This is a genomic window from Antiquaquibacter soli (genome assembly GCF_030580675.1).
Taxonomy (GTDB): domain Bacteria; phylum Actinomycetota; class Actinomycetes; order Actinomycetales; family Microbacteriaceae; genus Rhodoglobus; species Rhodoglobus soli.
The window spans coordinates 807760-825573 of sequence record NZ_JAUQUB010000001.1 but is presented as its reverse complement, the minus strand read 5'-3'; the positions used below and the strand labels follow the sequence as shown (position 1 = coordinate 825573).

Annotated in this window: 19 protein-coding genes; 2 read left to right on the top strand and 17 right to left on the bottom strand. The window is 69.1% G+C overall.

Going from position 1 to position 17814, the window contains the following annotated elements; all coding sequences use genetic code 11:
• The first annotated feature begins 39 nt into the window (after window positions 1–39).
• Complete coding sequence (locus Q5716_RS03985; protein ID WP_305001792.1) at window positions 40–315, top strand: hypothetical protein; 276 nt, start codon at window positions 40–42, stop codon at window positions 313–315.
• On the opposite strand, the gene Q5716_RS03980 is transcribed toward Q5716_RS03985, so the two are convergent.
• The 6 genes from Q5716_RS03980 to Q5716_RS03955 form a co-directional block, all read right to left on the bottom strand.
• A complete protein-coding gene (locus Q5716_RS03980; protein WP_305001791.1) occupies window positions 312–626 on the bottom strand; it encodes a helix-turn-helix domain-containing protein in 315 nt (104 codons plus the stop codon). The genes Q5716_RS03985 and Q5716_RS03980 overlap by 4 nt on opposite strands.
• A 77-nt stretch (window positions 627–703) precedes the next feature.
• Window positions 704–1999 (bottom strand): CDP-glycerol glycerophosphotransferase family protein, encoded by a 1296-nt coding sequence (locus tag Q5716_RS03975; protein ID WP_305001790.1) that lies wholly within the window; start codon window positions 1997–1999, stop codon window positions 704–706.
• A gap of 20 nt (window positions 2000–2019) precedes the next feature.
• Window positions 2020–2886 (bottom strand): glycosyltransferase family 2 protein, encoded by an 867-nt coding sequence (locus Q5716_RS03970; RefSeq protein ID WP_305001789.1) that lies wholly within the window; start codon window positions 2884–2886, stop codon window positions 2020–2022.
• The gene (locus Q5716_RS03965) at window positions 2883–3683 is read right to left on the bottom strand and encodes a CDP-alcohol phosphatidyltransferase family protein (RefSeq protein WP_305001788.1); all 801 of its coding nucleotides are present in this window, start codon (window positions 3681–3683) and stop codon (window positions 2883–2885) included. Before Q5716_RS03965 ends, Q5716_RS03970 begins: the two co-directional genes overlap by 4 nt.
• A gap of 5 nt (window positions 3684–3688) precedes the next feature.
• Complete coding sequence (locus Q5716_RS03960; RefSeq protein WP_305001787.1) at window positions 3689–4714, bottom strand: glycosyltransferase family 2 protein; 1026 nt, start codon at window positions 4712–4714, stop codon at window positions 3689–3691.
• Window positions 4715–4779: 65 nt separating this feature from the next.
• A complete protein-coding gene (locus tag Q5716_RS03955; RefSeq protein ID WP_369523968.1) occupies window positions 4780–6105 on the bottom strand; it encodes a S1C family serine protease in 1326 nt (441 codons plus the stop codon).
• 165 nt (window positions 6106–6270) lie between these two features.
• Between Q5716_RS03955 and Q5716_RS03950 the strand changes: the two genes are divergently transcribed.
• Complete coding sequence (locus Q5716_RS03950; protein ID WP_305001785.1) at window positions 6271–7467, top strand: aminotransferase class I/II-fold pyridoxal phosphate-dependent enzyme; 1197 nt, start codon at window positions 6271–6273, stop codon at window positions 7465–7467.
• Window positions 7468–7471: 4 nt separating this feature from the next.
• Here the strand turns inward: Q5716_RS03950 and Q5716_RS03945 are convergent, their stop codons facing one another.
• From Q5716_RS03945 to exaC, 11 genes are all read right to left on the bottom strand, one after another.
• Complete coding sequence (locus Q5716_RS03945; RefSeq protein ID WP_305001784.1) at window positions 7472–9235, bottom strand: PAS domain-containing sensor histidine kinase; 1764 nt, start codon at window positions 9233–9235, stop codon at window positions 7472–7474.
• Window positions 9232–9615: a response regulator transcription factor gene (locus Q5716_RS03940; protein ID WP_305001783.1), complete on the bottom strand. Its 384-nt coding sequence runs from the start codon at window positions 9613–9615 to the stop codon at window positions 9232–9234. Before Q5716_RS03940 ends, Q5716_RS03945 begins: the two co-directional genes overlap by 4 nt.
• Window positions 9612–9758: a hypothetical protein gene (locus Q5716_RS03935; RefSeq protein ID WP_305001782.1), complete on the bottom strand. Its 147-nt coding sequence runs from the start codon at window positions 9756–9758 to the stop codon at window positions 9612–9614. Before Q5716_RS03935 ends, Q5716_RS03940 begins: the two co-directional genes overlap by 4 nt.
• Window positions 9755–11251, bottom strand: a complete 1497-nt coding sequence (locus Q5716_RS03930) for a glycosyltransferase family 2 protein (RefSeq protein ID WP_305001781.1) — start codon at window positions 11249–11251, stop codon at window positions 9755–9757. The genes Q5716_RS03935 and Q5716_RS03930 overlap by 4 nt, the downstream gene beginning before the upstream one ends.
• Window positions 11248–11979 carry a PHP domain-containing protein gene (locus Q5716_RS03925; protein WP_305001780.1) on the bottom strand — a complete coding sequence of 244 codons (732 nt, stop codon included), beginning with the start codon at window positions 11977–11979 and terminating at the stop codon, window positions 11248–11250. The genes Q5716_RS03930 and Q5716_RS03925 overlap by 4 nt, the downstream gene beginning before the upstream one ends.
• Window positions 11976–12962 (bottom strand): ATP-grasp domain-containing protein, encoded by a 987-nt coding sequence (locus tag Q5716_RS03920; protein WP_305001779.1) that lies wholly within the window; start codon window positions 12960–12962, stop codon window positions 11976–11978. Before Q5716_RS03920 ends, Q5716_RS03925 begins: the two co-directional genes overlap by 4 nt.
• Window positions 12959–14026 (bottom strand): response regulator, encoded by a 1068-nt coding sequence (locus Q5716_RS03915; protein WP_305001778.1) that lies wholly within the window; start codon window positions 14024–14026, stop codon window positions 12959–12961. The genes Q5716_RS03920 and Q5716_RS03915 overlap by 4 nt, the downstream gene beginning before the upstream one ends.
• 96 nt (window positions 14027–14122) lie before the next feature.
• The gene (locus Q5716_RS03910) at window positions 14123–14911 is read right to left on the bottom strand and encodes a carbon-nitrogen hydrolase family protein (RefSeq protein WP_305001777.1); all 789 of its coding nucleotides are present in this window, start codon (window positions 14909–14911) and stop codon (window positions 14123–14125) included.
• The gene (nadE, locus tag Q5716_RS03905; RefSeq protein WP_305001776.1) at window positions 14908–15732 is read right to left on the bottom strand and encodes an NAD(+) synthase; all 825 of its coding nucleotides are present in this window, start codon (window positions 15730–15732) and stop codon (window positions 14908–14910) included. Before nadE ends, Q5716_RS03910 begins: the two co-directional genes overlap by 4 nt.
• Window positions 15733–15747: 15 nt before the next feature.
• Window positions 15748–16143, bottom strand: coding sequence for a DUF779 domain-containing protein (locus tag Q5716_RS03900; RefSeq protein ID WP_305001775.1), 396 nt, complete (start codon window positions 16141–16143; stop codon window positions 15748–15750).
• A 72-nt stretch (window positions 16144–16215) separates the two neighbouring features.
• Complete coding sequence (gene exaC / locus Q5716_RS03895) at window positions 16216–17739, bottom strand: acetaldehyde dehydrogenase ExaC (protein ID WP_305001774.1); 1524 nt, start codon at window positions 17737–17739, stop codon at window positions 16216–16218.
• Window positions 17740–17814: the final 75 nt, after the last annotated feature.

Sequence of the window (17814 nt, the reverse complement as noted above, 5' to 3'; positions counted from 1 at the left end):
CGTCCCCTGCGGTCGGACGCGGATCGTAGCGTTCGATCCATGGTCAGTGACTTCGCGTACCGCGTCCCCCTCGTCGTCCATCGAGGAGCGGCGCGCCTTTACCGCTTCACCAACGTCAGCGCCGAAGTCCTGCGGGGAGTGACGCTGACCTTGCACGGGTCGGGAGTGATGGGTGCGAACGCGCCGGCGACGCTGCGCCCCGGCGAGACGCTCGAAGTCGATATCGCGGGACGCACGCTCGCCCGCGACTCGATCCTCGTCATCCGCTGGTTTCGGCCGAGCGGCGAGGAGTATCTGTGGCGAGTGAGCTTCTAGCGGAGCGGGGCAGTGCGCCGCTTGGTGCGCTCCTGCACGAAGTCGCGCGCGGTGAAGGTCTCCGTCGACGGCGGAAGCGTGCTCTCGTCGAGGCCCGCCAGGAGCTCTCCGGGGTCGATACCGAGAACAGCGGCGATGCGGACGACAGTGTGAAACGTCGGGTTGCTGAGGCCCCGCTCGATCTTGCCGTAGTTCGAGACGTTCATTCCCGCAAGGTTCGCGACGTCATCCTGGCTGATGGCGAACTTGAGTCGCTGCTCGCGGATCCGCTCGCCGAGGATTCGGGCGGCATCGGAGAGGTGTCGTGGCATTACTCATTGCTACTTGCCCCAGCCCGCAGAGACCAGAGGCTTGAGACCTCGTGCTTATTCGCCTTGTTGGCAGCAGGCTATTCCGCGGGCGGCGCCTCTTCGTCGTCCTCGTCATCGAACGGGTCCGCCTCGCTGTCCCGGCGGTCGCCCGCGTGCAGCAGGTCGTGCTTGTCCCACTCGGCGAGGAGATGCTCGATAGCAGCGCGGAAGCGACGGGTGGCCGCGCCGGGGCTGGTATCGCCGAAGTGCCTCTCAACCCAGTATTCGAGTCGGGCGCGGGCATCCTCGTCGAACTGGACCCGGTCGGTAATCGCGACGATGTCGCCCGCGTCCTCCGCTCGCAGCCACTCGCACGCGCCGAGGTAGCCGTTCTCGTCGACGTCGGCGAGCGGGGAGGACGGCCGCGTGACGAGGAGCGGCTTGCCCGTGGCCAGGCGGTCGTAGACCATCGCCGAGATGTCGGTGATAGCCACATCGGCCGCCACGAGCTGCCACCCTAGCGACGGTCCGTCGTCGAAGACGTGGTGCGCCGTGGCGTCGGCGGCGTTCGCGGCGGCGAGCGACGCGATGATCCGCTCGTTGGCCGCACGGTACTCCGGGTCCAGAACGCCGCTGCGCGGGTGCGGGCGGTAGATCACGCGGTGCCGGCCCGTCGCGAGGAGCGCATCCACGAGTGCGACTCCGTGGGTGGCGATAGACCCGTACGCGGCGGCAGCCCGATCCCCCTCCCACGTCGGTGCGTAGAGCACTACCGTGCGATCGTCGGGCTCGAAGGGCAGCTCTCCCGCAAAATGATCGGCCTGGGGCCGGCCGATGGGAATGGCGCGCTTGGCGAGGTCGAAGTCCCACAGCTTGTGCGAGAGCCGATCGAGAGCGGCGTCGCCGGCGACGAGGCTGTAGTCGTACGCCTTGAACTGGTTCGTCGTCATGTACATCTTGTCGGACTCGCCGTGGTTGATGAACACGTGCCACATGCGCCCATAGCGGAACATCTGGAAGTTGCGGGCGTTCTGGTTGACGTAGAACACGATCCGGAGGTCTTGCTCCGCGACGAAGTGCTCGAGGTCCGTCACTCGCCTCAAGTAGAGGGCAGGGACGGGCGCCTCCTCCCAGAGTGCGAGCACGGCGCTCGGGCTGCGGGAGATGATCGCGACGGGCCAGTCGCCGGCGATCTCAGCCAGGGGCGCGTACCACTGCCGGATCTGGTAGAGGTTGACCTTGGCGTCCGCGAAGTAGACGGCGATCTTGATCGTGCCGGGATCGGGGTGCGGATGCTTCGGCTCCTCCACCGCGACCCGGCGACGGGTCGCGCGCGAGCGCAGGATGTTCCTCAGCACCCGCTGAGCGGTCCTGATGTCATGCAGAAGCGGCACGGGTCTCCCTCCGTCCTCCATTAGACCAGCGGCGGGCGGCCGGACCGGGTCATCCGCCAGACCGTTACCCACTTGATGCGGCGGCGGCCGCCAGGGTTCTCGCGCCACCCTGCCAGCCATCCCCCGAACCATGCTCTCAAGGCCGCCGGCCGACGGAACCACCGCAGGATCTGGATGCCCGTCCAGCTGCCCACGTAGAACGGAACGAGCACCCACGGCAGGTTGCGCTTGGCCAACCACACCCGGTTGCGCGCGTTCAGCCGGTAGTAGTAGCTGTGCCGCGTCGGCTCGATAGCGGGATGGTGGGCGACGAGGTCTCCGGCATAGAACGCGCGGTGCCCCGTGTCCCACACGCGCCAGGCGAGCTCGATGCCTTCGTGCGCGTAGAAGAACGGGTCAGCCCAGCCGCCCGCAGCGTCGAACACGGCACGCGGGAGCAGAGTCGCGCCCTCCCACACGGAGAAAACCGAGCTCGAGCGGACGGGATCACCCTTCCGGATCCGAGGGATCCAGCGGCGCGGGTTCTCCACGCCGCTGGGGTCGACGACGCGCGGCTGGAGCAGACCGATCGTGGGGTCGGCTTCGATGCGCGCGACCGCGTCTGCGAGGAACGTGGGAGAGGGGATGCTCGCATCGTCGTCGAGGAAGAAGATGTACTCCCCGCTCACCGCCTCGGCGCCGCGGTTGCGCCCCGCGGGGATACCCACGTTCTCGGGCAGCGCGAGGGATCGGACGCCCGGGGGGAGCCCGGCCGGCTGCCAGGCGTTTCCGACCACGACGATGTCGAGCTCGACCCCGCGCTGGGCGATCAGGCTGTCGAGGCCGCGCGCGAGGTCATCCGGTCGCCTCCCCTGGCTGAGGGAGACGACGCCGATTCTCGTCGTCACGCACGAACCCGCTTCGAGGCGATGATGGCGACGAAGTGCCCCACCAGGGCGAGAACGGCGAGCGGCAGGAGCGCGAGCAGGAGGACCCGATCGGCGAGCAGCGGATCGGGGAGGAACAGCCCGACGAGCGCGGCCACGAAGGCGAGCATCGTGAGCTCGACGGAGTGGTACAGGCGGTGGAACGGCACGAAGCGGGCTGCTCGCCGCAACCGCGCGACGAGCGCCTGGCTCGGCTCCGCCTCGCCCTTGCGATCGCTCAGCTTCTCGAGTCCGGCGTTCGCGCGTGCAACGTGAACCATGTCGTTGAGTGCCTTGTTGAGCACGATGACGAGCGCGAGCGCGAATCCGGCCGTGGTCCAGGCGAAGTCGGCGGGGAACTGGAGCGGCCATCCCGCCGCCCGGATACCGAGGACGACGGGGATGAGGGCCTCGGTCGTGTAGTGGCCGACCTTGTCGAGGAACACTCCCGCGGGCGAGCGGCTGTTGCGCCACCGAGCCACCTCGCCGTCCGAGCAGTCGACGAGCATCTGGAGCTGACCCAGAACGAGAGCGAGCGAGGCGCCGGCGATGCCCGGAATGAGCAGGGCTGCCGCCGTGGACCACCCCACGAGGATCATGAGCCCCGTGACGCCGTTCGCCGAGACGCTCGTCTTGAGCAGCAGCCAGGTGAGGTACGGCGAGAGATCGCGCAGGTACAGCGAGGCCGTCCAGTGCTCGGCATTGGCCCGAAGGCGCACCTCCGGCGGCTGGGTGACCTCGCGGAGCTGCGCGATCGAGGTCGGGCGGGCGTCGGCCACGTAGGTCACCTTCCCGTGTACTGCTTGATGTTCTTCGTGATGCCCAGGAACCCGAGGAGGAACCCGATGCCCCAGCCGAAGTGGATGCAGGGCAACACTACGAGATACCACGCACCCGTGAGTATCCCCTCGCGAGCCGCACGCAACGAGGCAGCGATCACCACGAGCGCGTACGCGGCGGGGATCGCGAAGCCGACGAGCAGCCACGGGATGCCCGTCGCGGCGCCCACGATGCCCGTGACGAGACCGAACAGGATGCCCAGAACCGCCGCCGGAGGCACGAAGTAGCGCAGCGAATTCGCCGAACCGAAACGGCGGGCGAGCTCGCCCCGCCAGATGCCGGTCGCGACGAATTGGCGGATCAGCTTGCGCAGCGACGACCTGGGTCGGTAGACCACTTGGAGCTCGGGAGTGAACCACACCGTGCCGCCCGTCGCTCTCAGGCGCCGATTGAGCTCCCAGTCCTGACCTCGCTTGATCCCCTCATCGAAGAGGCCGACCTCGACGAGCCGGTGACGCTGGAAGACGCCGAGGTAGGCAGTGTCGGCCGGACCGGCCTTTCCGCCCACGTGGTGCTGCGTGCCGCCGAGTCCCTCGGGCGAGCCGTAGGCGTGGGCGACGGCCTTCTCGAAGGGCGTGCGCCCCTCCGCCTTCATGATGCCCCCGACATTGTCCGCCCCGGTCTCGAGGAGGGTACGGACGGCGATTCGGGCGTAGTCGGGGGGAAGCACGGAGTGGGCGTCGACGCGGATGACGACGGGATAGCTGGATGCGCGGATCGCGACGTTGAGGCCGCTCGGGGTCGAACCGGCTTCGTTCGCGATCGCCTTGATGCGGGGATCCTCGCGGGAGAGCTCGGCGATCACCTCGTTGGTGCCGTCGACGCTCGGGCCCAGGGCGAGGACGATCTCGAAGGGACCGTCGTAGTCCTGCGCCGTGAGGCTGCGCACGGCGGCCTCGATGTGCTCGACCTCGTTGAGAACGGGCATGACGTAGGACACGCCGGGTAGGGCATCCGACTGCGCAGTCATGGGGTCCAATACGTCGAGGGCAGGTCGGTCGAGCCTATCGCGTACCGGACCCCACGAGGGGGTGTCTACTGCAGCGTTCCGAGGGTCACGTCGGCCGTGTAGGCCTTGCCGTCTCGGACGTAGGTGATGGTCGCCTCGGAGCCCGCGGCGAGCGCGCGGACCTGGGCCGTGAGGTCGGTCTTGCCGGTGATAGGGAGTCCGTTGACCGCGGTGACGATGTCGCCCACCTGGAGGCCGGCGGCCTGCGCCGCGCCGCCCTGGACGAGCTCCACGATGCTCGCACCGACCACCTCTGCGTCGGTCTGGGCCGTGTCCTCGGTCACGTCGGCGACGCTCGCCCCCAGCAGGCCGTGGGTGGCCGTGCCGTTGGCGACGAGCTCGTCGGCAACGCGCTGGGCGATGTTCGACGGGATCGCGAAGCCGACACCGATGCTGCCCGACTGACCCGAGCTGGACCCGGCGGATGCGATGGCAACGTTGATGCCGATCACCTCGCCGTCGGAGTTGAGGAGCGCGCCTCCGGAGTTGCCGGGGTTGATGGCGGCGTCGGTCTGGATGACGGACAGCGAGATCGTCGACGACGCGGCGCTCGGCGCCTGCTGGCCGTCACCCTCACCGAGGTCGAAGTTCCAGAAGTCGAACGGGGTCTCGCCGTCGGGCGCCTGCTCCTGCGAGTCGCCCTCATCGGGCACCGCGGAGGACGCGACTGTGATGCTGCGGTTCAGGGCGCTCACGATCCCGTTGGTGACGGTTCCGGCGAGGCCGAGCGGGGCGCCGATCGCGATGGCGGTGTCGCCCACGTTGAGCTCCGACGAATCGGCGAAGGTGGCCGGCTGGAGGTTGGAGACGCCGTCGACCTTCACGACGGCGAGGTCGTAGATCGGGTCCACGCCCACGACCGTGGCATCCAGCAGTCTGCCGTCATTGGTCTGGACCTTGATCGTCGGGTTGGCGACGGCGCCGTCGAGCGTGACGACGTGTGCGTTGGTGAGGATGTAGCCGTCCTCGCTCAGGATGACACCGGAACCGGTGCCCCCCGCGTTCTCGGCCGTGACGGAGAGGGTCACGACGGAGGGCGATGCCGCGGCGGCGACCGCGGTGATGAGGGTCGCGTCATCCGCGTCGTTGACGGTGATGGTCGTCGGGCTGGCGGTCGTCGACACGGGCTGGCCGGCGTTGAGCGACGTCGCCCACAGGGTGACGCCGGCACCGGACACGCCTCCGACGAGCGCGCCGACCGCGAGGGCGGCGATGACGCCGACACCGAGGGAGCGCTTGGGGGTGGCCTGCTTGGCGAGGGCGGGGTGCTCCTCGGGGTTGATGGGGGTGGCCTCGTACTGAACGGGAGCCTCGACGGGGGCTTCAGCGCGGGTCTCAGGGGTGTCGGACATTGACGATGCTCCTTTCAAGCCCGATTAGCTTCGATCGCCAACCTGAGCATCGTATATGGACGCGCTGGGAGCAGACTGCGGCGCGGTTATGGAGCCGCTAACAGCCCAGCGCGCGCGCCGCACTGTCCACAGCGGGATGTCGACGGAGCGCTAGGCTCGCAGCCGATGGACGTTCGCGGATCCTGGGAGCGCACGGCGCGCGGTGCGATGCTGCTCGGCGACGACGGTCGGCTTCGTCCGACGATCTTCGCGGAGATGTCCGCCCTCGCGACGGCGACGGGCGCGATCAACCTCGGGCAGGGCTTCCCCGACGAGGACGGGCCGGCCGAGGTGCTCGAGGCCGCTCGCCAGGCCATATCCGATGGCCTCAACCAGTACCCGCCCGGGCGCGGGCTCCCCGTGCTGCGCACCGCGATCGCGGAGCACCAGGAGCGCTTCTACGGCATCCGCGTCGACCCGGATCGCGACGTGCTCGTCACGGCCGGCGCGACCGAGGCGCTCGCGGCGACGGTCCTCGCTCTCACCGACGAGGGCGATCATGTCGTGACGTTCGAGCCCTTTTACGACGCCTACGCCGCGGTGACGGCGCTCGCGCGCGCCGAGCTCATCACCGTGCCGCTGCGCTCCCCCGGCTTCTCACCCGACCTCGACGCGCTGCGCGACGCGGTCACCGACCGCACCCGCATCATCCTCGTCAACTCGCCGCACAACCCCACAGGTTCCGTGCTCGACCGCGAAGCCCTCGAGCTCATCGTGGAACTCGCCCACGAGCACGACGCCGTCATCGTCACCGACGAGGTCTACGAGCACCTCACGTTCGGGGTGGAGCACATCCCCATCGCGAGCCTGCCGGGAGCCGCGGAGCGCACCATCACAATCTCGAGCGGCGGCAAGACGTTCAGCACGACGGGATGGAAGGTGGGATGGCTCGTCGCCCCGCCGCACCTGCTGGAACCCGTGCTCGCGGTGAAGCAGTACCTCACGTACGTCAACGCTGCGGCGTTCCAGCCCGCCATCGCCGCCGGGCTCCGCCTGCCCGACCGCTACTTCGAGTCGGCCGCCGACGCGCTTCGTCGTAAACGGGACATCCTGTCGTCGGGGCTGTCGGCCGCCGGATTCGCGGTCGGCGCGCCGGACGCCGGCTACTTCGTCATCGCGGACGCCGCACCTCTCGGCGCCGAGGATGCCGCAGCCTTCTGCCGCTCGCTTCCCGAACTCGCGGGGGTCGTCGCCGTTCCCGTGACGGCGTTCGTGCGCGACGAGAATCGGGCCCACTACGCAAGCCTCGTGCGGTTCGCGTTCTGCAAGCGCGAGGACGTGCTGGATCGCGCCGCCGCGCAGCTCGCGAGCCTCCCGCGCTGACGGACTACTCCACGTCCGCGGGTGTCGCGATCGGCAGGGACATCGTGAAGCACGTACCGACGCCCTCGTCGCTCTCGACGTCCATCTGGCCGCCGTGCGCCGTGACGATGGCCTTCGTGATCGTCAGGCCGAGACCGACGCCGGGGACCGCGTTGCGCGTGGCGGTGGAGGCTCGGAAGAAGCGCGAGAACAGCTGGTCGAGCTCCTCCGCGGCGATTCCCATGCCCGTGTCGCGCACCGTGATCGTGGCCTCGCGCGCACTGGCGTGGAGGGCGATGGATACCGTTCCGCCGCGCTGGGTGAACTTGATCGCGTTCGACACGAGGTTGTCGACGGCTTGCGCCAATCGCACGGGGTCGCCGGTGACGATGGCGGGAGCATCCGGGATGCCCACCTCCAGGGTGATGCCGGCAGCGTCGGCCGCGGGGCGCGCGGACTCCGCCGACGCCGTCACGAGCGGGCCGAGCTCGATGTCGCGGGCGTCGGTGAGCAGGAACGTGCCCGACTCGACCTGGGCTGTGAAGAGCAGGTCGCCGACGAGCCGCAGGAGGCGGTGGGCGTTGCGCTCGGCGACGCCGAGGTACTGCAGCTGCTCCTCGGAGAGCGGGTTCTCGCGATCGTCGCGCATGAGTTCGAGGTAGCCGAGCACGGAGCTCAGCGGCGTACGCAGCTCGTGGGAGATGAGCCCCACGAACTCGTCCTTGAGGCGCGCCACCTCTCGGGCCTGGGTGACGTCGGAGGCGACGAACAGGTAGCCACGGGTCTCGCCGGTCTCGGTGAGGCGACGAGTGACCGAGAGCTGCACGGGCACGTGGGTGCCGTCGGAGCGGACATACGTCCACTCCCGGCTCTCTGCCTTGCCGAGTCGCGCGTTCTCGACGAGCGCCGAGAAGCCGGGGTTCAGCACCGTCTCGCCGGGCGGGTAGTTGAGCTCCTTGGCGTAGGCTTCGAGCTCCTCGGGCAGGTGGAAGTCGAAGATGTGCATGCGGTCCTCGGCGTCGTCGGCGGTCGGCCCGAGGAGCTTCGTCGCTCCGGGGTTCCACGCGTCGATGAGCCCCTCCTGGTCGGTTCCGATCACCGACTGCTCGGTGACCGCCGCCCACACCCCGCGGAACATCCGGTCGGCCGCGCGGAATTTCGCCTCGCTGTCCTGCAGTTGTGCGGCGTACTCGACGGTGCGCTGGAGCATCGTCTCCTTGTCGTCGGCCAGCCTCTTGATGGACTGGATCTGCGCTCGGCTCTGCCGTGAGAGTTCGTTGATGATCGCCGCAGCCAGTCCGAAGACGACCGGGGTGAACAAGCCGCGGAGCCAGTCGATCGCGGACACGTTGGGCACGATGCCGAGGAGCTGCGGCATCACGAGGGAGAGAGAGGTGCCGGCGATCGCGTAGGCGATGAAGCGCCGCCCATCACCCGATGCCAGCCACACCACGGGAAGGATGATGAGTGAGGCGAAGAGGGACGAGGGTCCTCCTGTGCCCGCGCGGAACAGGCCGAGACCGATGACATCGATCGCCGGGATGATCATGACGTACTTCGCGAAGCTCCGGTCGCGCCCCATGAGCGCCGCGAGCGCGGTCGCGAGCGCGATGACCACGAGCGACGACCAGAACGATGGGCCGTGCGTCACAGTCAGTTCGGGCACGGCGACGAGCAGGATGAGCGCGAGGCCGACGCCGATCACCGTCGCCGACTGCTTGACGAGCGGTGAGGGCCGGTCGAGGGCATCGCCGACGACGGTGCGGATGGTCGTGATCAGGGTCGTCATCGCGCCTCCTTCCCGACGGCGAGCCACTCCACCATCTCACGAGGGCTGAACGGTTTGGCCATGAAGTAGTCGGCGCCCGACTCGATTCCGAGGTTGACGGCAGCCTCATCCACCGAGGCGGAGAGCAGGAGGATGCGGACGTCGCCGATACCGGCGTCCGCGCGGACAGCGCGGCAGACATCCATTCCGTTCAGCTCGGGCATGGAGATGTCGAGGATCGCGAGATCCGGCCGGTTCGTGCGGATGGCGTCGAGAGCTGCGGCACCGTCGCCCACCGCGGCGAGCACGCGCAGACCGGCCTTGCGCACCGAGATCGAGACGAGGTCGCGGATGTCCGCGTCGTCGTCGGCGATCACGACTGTGTAGGGGGTCTCAGTCATCCGAAGAACACCTGCCTCACGACGACGAGCACCCCGACCACTGCGAGGGCGATGACAGCCTTCAGCACGAGCCAGCGTTCCGAGCGCCGGTCGGCCTCGATCTCCTTGGAGAGGAATCGCTCCCCCAGCTCGCGCCCGGTCATCCCGCTACCCGTCCGATCTTCTCGGTCTTGTCCCACACTGCTGCCTCGTGGCGCCATTCCTTGATGTACGAATCGACCGTCACCGCGCACAGCAGCGGCCCGTAGCCGACCACGTAGATGAGGAAGGGGCTGAGGAACCGCCCCACGGCGGTGCTCTCGACGACCTTCGCGAGCCAGGCGAAGAGCATCGAGAAGGAGATCCACGCGTAGACGAACAAGGTCCAGGCCGCCTCGCCGGTCGGCGTGACGGGGATGCCCAGCAATTCGGGCAGGCGCCGCTCGAGGAGCCCGGGGAAGAACGCGGTCACCATGACGATGATCGACACCAGCCCCGGGAACAGGATCGCCTCGCGCCAGCTCCGCCTCCCCGTGCGGCCGTCGAGCTGCACCGCCAGCACGATCGTGTACACGTAGGTGCAGGCGGCCGTGATCCACATCGCGCGGAAGACGACGGTCGCGAGCTCGCTCTGCAGGAGGAAGAGCCCGATGAGGCCGGTCGACGAGAGGATCATGGCGACCGGCAGCAGGAAGATCGAGAACCAGAAGATACCGAACGAGGGCTTGCCGAGCTTGTGCACCCGACTGGGCCGGAACCACACGCGGCGGTAGCGGGACGTCACCTGGACATTGCCCCGCGCCCAGCGCAGGCGCTGCTTCCAGAGCGACGCGATGCGCTCCGGCTCCTCCGCGAGCACCACGGCGTGCGGTTCGAACACGACTCGGCGCCCGCGCAGCTGCGTCTCGAAAGTGGTGATGGTGTCCTCGGCGAGACTCGAGGTGTCGATGCGTCCGCCGATCGCCTCGAGGTTGTCGCGGGAGTGGAGCTGTGCGCCCCCCGCGAGGCACGCCAGGGCACCGAGAACGTTCTGCGCGCGGCGGGAGGCGACCTGGGCGAGCACGTACTCCATGCCGATGAACCGGGTGAGGTAGTTCTTGTCGGCGCTGCCCTCCGCGATGTAGGCGGTCACCGCTCCCACCTGAGGGTCTCCGAGGTGGCGGGTCATGCGGCGCAGCGAATCGGGAAGGTAGATGACGTCCGCGTCCATGATCAGGAGCGCCTGCATCCAGTCGTCCTCGAGCACGCGGCCGATGCCGAAGTTGAGGGTGTGCGCCTTGCCCTCACCGCCCTTCTCGCGGCGCAGGTGCACGACGCGGCCGGGATACTGCTGCTCCTTGCCCCGCACCACCTCGGGGGTGTCATCCGTGCTCGCGTCATCGACGACGAAGACCCGCAAACGGTCGCTCGGGTACTCCAGGCTCATCAGCCGGTCGACGGATGCCCCGATCACCGCGCCCTCGTTCCACGCGGGCACCACGACCGCGACACGCGGCAAGTACGGCGTCGCCTTGCGGTAGTGGTTGATGACGGAGTGGAACGGGATCGCGAGGAACTGATACAGCGTCGCGAGGATCGGGATCGCGCCGACTGCGACGAACGCGAGCAACACCGTCGTGAGGGCCGTCACTCCCACCTGAAGCCAGTCGATGGTCACGCCGTCGCCTCCTCGAGGATGGCGGCGACCCGGTCGTACCGGCCCACCTCGCTCGAGTCGTGGCTGTCGGTCGCGGCGACGATCGGCGCACCCGTGGCGAGCGCAGCGCGGATCGCCCGCGGTCCGGGGCAAGCCCACTTCTCATTGACCTCGATCGCGGTGCCGGTATCCGCTGCCGCGCGTGCCCACCGCTCGAGCTGCTCGTCGGTCAACTGCTCCTCGCTGAGTCCCACTTTCGGAAGGATCGAGAACCAGTGCGCGAGTTGCGCGTCCAGGCCCGGATGCCGGTGCTCGAACTCGGTCATCGCGGCGACCGAGGCATCCACGAACTGCTCGATCACCGCGTCGGGGCTGAGGCCGGCGGCGATGCGCTCGCGCGTCTCCCCCGGACTCCACGGCCCGTCCGCTGCGGGGAACTGATGGTCGGCGATGACGATCGCGCCGACACCGACGAGGTCGTCAGGAACGTCGATCGTCCCTCGCGTGTCGACGAGCTTCGCCTCGACACCGGTGAACAGCTCGATCGAGGAGGGAACCGCCAACGACCCGACCGCGGCGACGAAGTCGGGCACCCAGGAGGTCGACTGCCGGACGTGATCGATGAACCGCACCCGGGCGAGCCCCCTCGCCTCGGCGGCCTCGAGGTTCTCCGCAAGCGTCGACACGGCGTCGTCGGAGAACACCGAGTGGATATGGAAGTCGCCGCGCAAGGCGGCGAGGCCGGTCATCCGTCCTCGTCGCCGTGGGCTGCATACTCCGAGACGAGCACCGCGGCGGGGTCGATGAACACGTCCTCGAGGTAGCGCACGTTGGCGAGGTCGGCGAAGTCGAGCGACTCGGGGAGGTCGGCACCGAGCGCCAAGTCGAGCGCGAGCGACGGCATGTCGACACCGGCCGCGATCGTCAGCGGCAGCGCGCCCGGGAACCTCGGGTTCACCTCGAGGAGCGCAGGGATGCCCGCCCGATCGCGACGCAGCTGCACGTTCGCCACACCGCTCAGGCCGATGGCGGCGGCCACCGCGGCCGCCGTGGACTGCAGCGCCTCGTCGTGCACGGTGCGCCCGGCGATCGAGACGCCGGAGTCGACGCGAGTACGAGTGCGGGGCACCGCCGCGATGACGTGGCTGCGGGCATCCGCGAAGACGTCCACCGAGTACTCATCGCCCGGCAGGAACTCCTGGATGATGAGGGCGTCGTCGGCGGGGATGGACTGGAGACCCGCACGGTCGGCGACCACGCGCACGCCCCGCGATCCAGCCCCGCGCCGCGGCTTCACGATGACCGGGAACTCCCAGTCCCGCGCGATGCCGTCTTCGGTGTGCAGCGCCGTCTCCGGGGTGCGGAGCAGAGGGGCGCAGCGCTCGGCGAGCAAGAACTTGTCGAGCGTCACCTCGAGCGTCTCGAGCGACGGCGCCGCGAGGACCGCCCCGAGCTCGTCGCGACGCGCGGCGAGCGGCGGGAGCTCGACATCCACCGTGGAGAAGACGACGTCGATCGAATCGGCCGCGACGAGAGCGACGACGCCGTCCACGAACGAGGGAGAGCGGCCCGGCTCCACGAGTCGGCGCTGCCCCGCGGGAACCAGGTAGAGTCCGCTCGCCCAGCCGTCCATATCGGCAGCGAACACGGTCACGTCCGGTCGGCGCAGCAGGGAGCGGAGAACGGCGACGCCCGCCGGTCCCCCCGCGCCGGTCACCAGCACGCGGGTCATCGGCCCGCCTGTCCCGCGACGGAAGGCCTCGTCGTCTCGCGGCGCCGCGCCTGGGTGGACATGTCGGCGGTCTCCCGCAGGATCTCGAGCGGTTCCACGAACCGCCCGCCGCCGTAGCGCGACCAATAGCGGGCGGTAGCGACGACGAAGTCGGGCTCGAGGTAGCTGCGGATGTCGGTCTGCGACTGGAAGCAGCTCAGCAGCTCGAGCTTCTTGTCGATGGTCGCCTCGATCGAGACGAAGCGGGTCGGACGGAAGTCGACCGTCGACGAGGGGCTCTGGTAGCACGCGACGGTGCCGACGCCCCGGGTGGCGACGACCGTCGCCTCGTGGGTGGCGCGATGATCCTGGTGCCGGTCGTGGCTGGAGTGCACGTAGACGATCGACGGGGCGACCTCGGCGACCACGCGCTCGATGACCTGCACCGTCGGTCCGCCGTTGGTGATCTCTGTATCGACGAGGTCCTCGAGGAAGAGGCGGGCGCCGAGCAGCTCCGCCGAGCGAAGGGACTCGTGCTGTCGGTCATCCGGCGATCCCCCCGCCGCGCCGCGCGACAGGGTCAGGATGACCACCTGGTCGCCATTGGCGCGGTGCGAGGCGAGGATGCCGCCCACGCCGATCTCGACGTCATCCGGGTGCGCTCCGACCGCGAGCACGACCTCGCGGGCCGCCGCGGACTCGCGGGCCTTGCGGCCCTCCTCCGCGAGGCGGGTGACGACATCGACGAGCTCGGTGGACTTGACGGGCTTGGTGAGGAACTCGTCCGCCTGGCCGCGCAGGGCGTTGACGGCGTAGTCGACGGACACGTGGGCGGTCATCACGACGACGGGCAGGAGCGGGCGGGCGACCCGCACTCGGCTCAGAAGCTCGAGGCCGGTCATCCCGGGCATCTCGATGTCGGTGACGACGACGTCCGGGTCGAACGAGTCCAGGGACTCGAGCGCGGCCTGCGGGCTGCCGACCGCCTTCACGACGGCGCCGGCGCGCCTCTCCAGCACCGTCCGCGTGTACAGTGCGACGTCCGGGTCGTCGTCCACGACCAGGACACGGTACGCGTCACCCATGCAGTTCCCCCCTGCTTACAGCATTACTCTACGACCGGCGGGGGCGCGGCCCTACCCCGTCTTCCGGTGACACGCGAGTGGCTGGCGTGACGGGGGTCAACTCACGCGGAACCGCCGCAGCGCGAGCGCCGGGTTGACCTCGCGGACCGCCTCGAGGCGCTCACGGGACACCTCCGCGACCGCGACAGCCGTCTGCTCGCCGATCGTGACGAGCTCCACCCCCATCGGGTCGACGACCATGCTGTTGCCGACCCCGATGGGCGGTGCATGGTCGGCCGCCGCGACGAAGATCGTGTTCTCGAGGGCCCGGGCCGTGATGAGGGTGCGCCAGTGGTGCTCCTTGAGTGGGCCGCGGACCCACTCCGACGGCACAAGGACGAGATCGGCGCCGGCGTCGACGAGACGTCGGGTGACCTCCGGGAACCTGACGTCGTAGCACGTCTGCAGCCCGACGGTGAGACCCTCCCACTCGAAGGTCTCCGGCGGCGCGATCGGCCCGGGCACGACCCAGTCGGACTCGCGCTGGCCGAAGGCGTCGTAGAGGTGGATCTTCCGATACGTCGCCGCGACCTCCCCCGCGGCGTCGACCGCGACGAGAGTGTTGGAGAAGCGCTCCTCGGCCGTCGACTGCAGAAAACCGGCGACGAGATGGATGCCCAGCTCCCGCGCCACCGAAGCCAGACCGCTGACGAACGGCCCGTCGAGGGGCTCGGCGGCCTCCACCCAGTCCGCGCCCATCTCGGGCGTGAAGTAGGACGAGTACTCGGGCAGCACCACCAGTGTCGCGCCGCGCGCGACCGCCTGCGTCGCGAGCGCGCGGATGGAGCGGAGGTTCTCTTCGCGGTCAGCGCCCGGCGCGAACTGGGCGACCGCGACGAGACTCACTCACGCCACCAGTCGTCGAACGGCGTGACCGGCTCGGCGCGCTTGTGCCGTGTCGCCAGGAAGCGCTGCTCGATGAGCTCGGCGACGGCGGGGTCGATGTCCTTGCCTTCGAGGAACGCGTCGATGTCTGAATAGGTGAGGCCGAGGTTCGCCTCGTCCGTCTGGCCCGGGTTGTCGTCGAGGAGGTCGGCCGTGGGGGCCTTGAGGTAGAGCTGCTCGGGAGCGCCGAGGTGCTGCAGGAGCGAGCGGCCCTGGTTCTTGGTGAGGCCGGAGAGCGGGAGCAGGTCCGCTCCGCCGTCCCCGAACTTCGTGAAGAACCCGGTCACCGCTTCGGCGGCGTGATCGGTGCCGACAACGAGGTGACCCGCCTGGCCGGCCAGAGCGTACTGGGCGATCATCCGCGCGCGGGCCTTGACGTTGCCCTTGGTGAAGTCGAGCATGTCGGCTCCGGTGGCGTCGGCGTACTCGTCCTCGAAGCCGTCGACGGCGCGGTGGATGTTGAACGTCACGGAGCGGTCGGGCTGGATGAACGAGAGCGCGAGCTGGGCATCCGCCTCGTCCCGCTGCACCTGGTAGGGCAGCCGCACGGCGATGAACTCGGCGAGGGTGCCCTCCTCGCGCAGCTCCTCGACGGCGAGCTGGCAGAGCCGACCGGCGAGGCTGGAGTCCTGACCGCCGGAGATGCCGAGCACGAAGCCGTTCGCGCGAGAGGCGGTCAGGTACTGCTTGAGGAAGTCGACGCGCGCGGCGATCTCCGCGGCGGGGTCGACGGTCGGGCGCACGTTCAGTTCGGCGATGATCTGTTCCTGAAGCTTCCGCATGGAACGACCCTACGCCTACTCGAACGGGCGGGCGGAGTCCATCAGTCGCGAGCGGAGAAGGAAGCGCACGCCCTCCGGTCCTTCGAGGGAGAACCCGCTGCCGCGACCGGGCACCACGTCGATCGTGAGATGCGTATGGCTCCAGTACTCGAACTGCTCGCGGGAAATCCAGAACTCGATCGGGCGGTCCGCGTCGAGCTCGACGACCCCGAGCAGGATGTCGCGGTCGGAGGTGAGGAAGTCGCCGAGCGGGAAGCACATCGGGGAGCTGCCGTCGCAGCATCCCCCCGACTGGTGGAACATCACGGGGCCGTGCTGCGCCCACAACCGGTCGACGAGCTCGACGGCGGCATCCGAGAAGGTGACGCGTGACCGGGTCTCGCCCGGAATCGTGACGGTGGCCTCGATCATGACTGCCTCCTCCAGAGGGAGTGTTCGGCGGCCGGGGAGCCTGGCCGATCCCCGGCCGCCGAAGATATGAACTCAGAAGAAACCGAGCGGGGTCTCCGAGTAGGAGACGAGCAGGTTCTTCGTCTGCTGGTAGTGGTCGAGCGCGAGGGCGTTGTTCTCGCGGCCGATGCCCGAGCTCTTGTAGCCGCCGAACGCCGCGCCCGCCGGGTACGCGTGGTAGTTGTTCACCCACACGCGACCCGCCTGGATGTCACGCCCCGCGCGGTACGCGACGTTCCCGTTCCGCGACCAGACGCCCGCCCCGAGCCCGTACAGGGTGTCGTTGGCGATGGAGATCGCGTCGGCGTAGTCGTCGAAGCTCGTCACCGCGACGACGGGACCGAAGATCTCCTCCTGGAACAGCCGCATGCCGTTGTGCCCCTCGAAGATGGTGGGGGCGACGTAGTAGCCGCCGCTCAGGTCTCCCCCGAGGTCCACTCGCTCGCCGCCGAGGGCGAGCTTCGCGCCCTCCTGCTTGCCGATGTCGATGTAGCTGAGGATCTTCTCCAGCTGGTCGTTGGACGCCTGCGCCCCGACCTGGGTGTCGGTGTCGAGCGGGTTGCCCTGCACCGCCCTCTTCGTGCGCTCGATCGCGTCGCCGAGGAAAGAGTCGTAGATCGGCTTCTGGATGAGCGCGCGCGACGGGCACGTGCACACCTCGCCCTGGTTGAACGCGAAGAGCGCGAAGCCCTCCTGCGCCTTGTCGTAGAACGAGTCGCGCTCGCTCGCGACATCCGAGAAGAAGATGTTCGGCGACTTGCCGCCGAGCTCGAGCGTCGCCGGGATGATGTTCGCCGATGCGTACTGCAGGATGAGCCGACCCGTCGTCGTCTCGCCCGTGAACGCGATCTTCTTGATGCGCGGGCTCGACGCGAGCGGCTTGCCGGCCTCGACACCGAACCCGTTGACGACGTTGACGACGCCGGGCGGGAGGATGTCGCCGATCAGCTCGATGAGCACGAGGATCGACACGGGCGTCTGCTCGGCGGGCTTGAGGACGATCGCGTTGCCGGCGGCGAGCGCGGGCGCGAGCTTCCAGACCGCCATGAGGAGCGGGAAGTTCCACGGGATGATCTGGCCCACCACTCCGAGCGGCTCCTTGTAGTGGTAGGCGGTCATGTCGCCGTCCATCTCCTGGAAGCCGCCCTCCTGGGCGCGGATCGCCGCCGCGAAGTACCGGAAGTGGTCGGCCGCGAGCGGCAGGTCCGCGTTGAGCGGCTCCCGGATGGGCTTGCCGTTGTCCCACGTCTCGGCGACCGCGAGGAGCTCCAGGTTCGCGTCGATGACGTCGGCGATCTTGTTGAGCACGGCGGCGCGCTCGGTCGTGGAGGTCTTGCCCCACGCCGGTGCGGCCTTGTGCGCGGCATCCAGGGCGGCCTCGATGTCTTCCGCGGTACCTCGCGCGACCTCCGCGAACGGCTTGCCGTTGACCGGCGAGATGTCCTCGAAGTACTGGCCCTTCACGGGCTTCACCCACTCCCCGCCGATCCAGTGCTCGTAGCGGGGCTTGAACGTGATCTTGGCGTCCGGGTGTCCCGGGGGCGCGTAAACCGTCATGGTGGTGGTCCTCTCGACGTCGTTGTCTAACGGTTCCGTCGACGGTAGGCGCGAGAGGGTTGCGCGCAGGTTGCG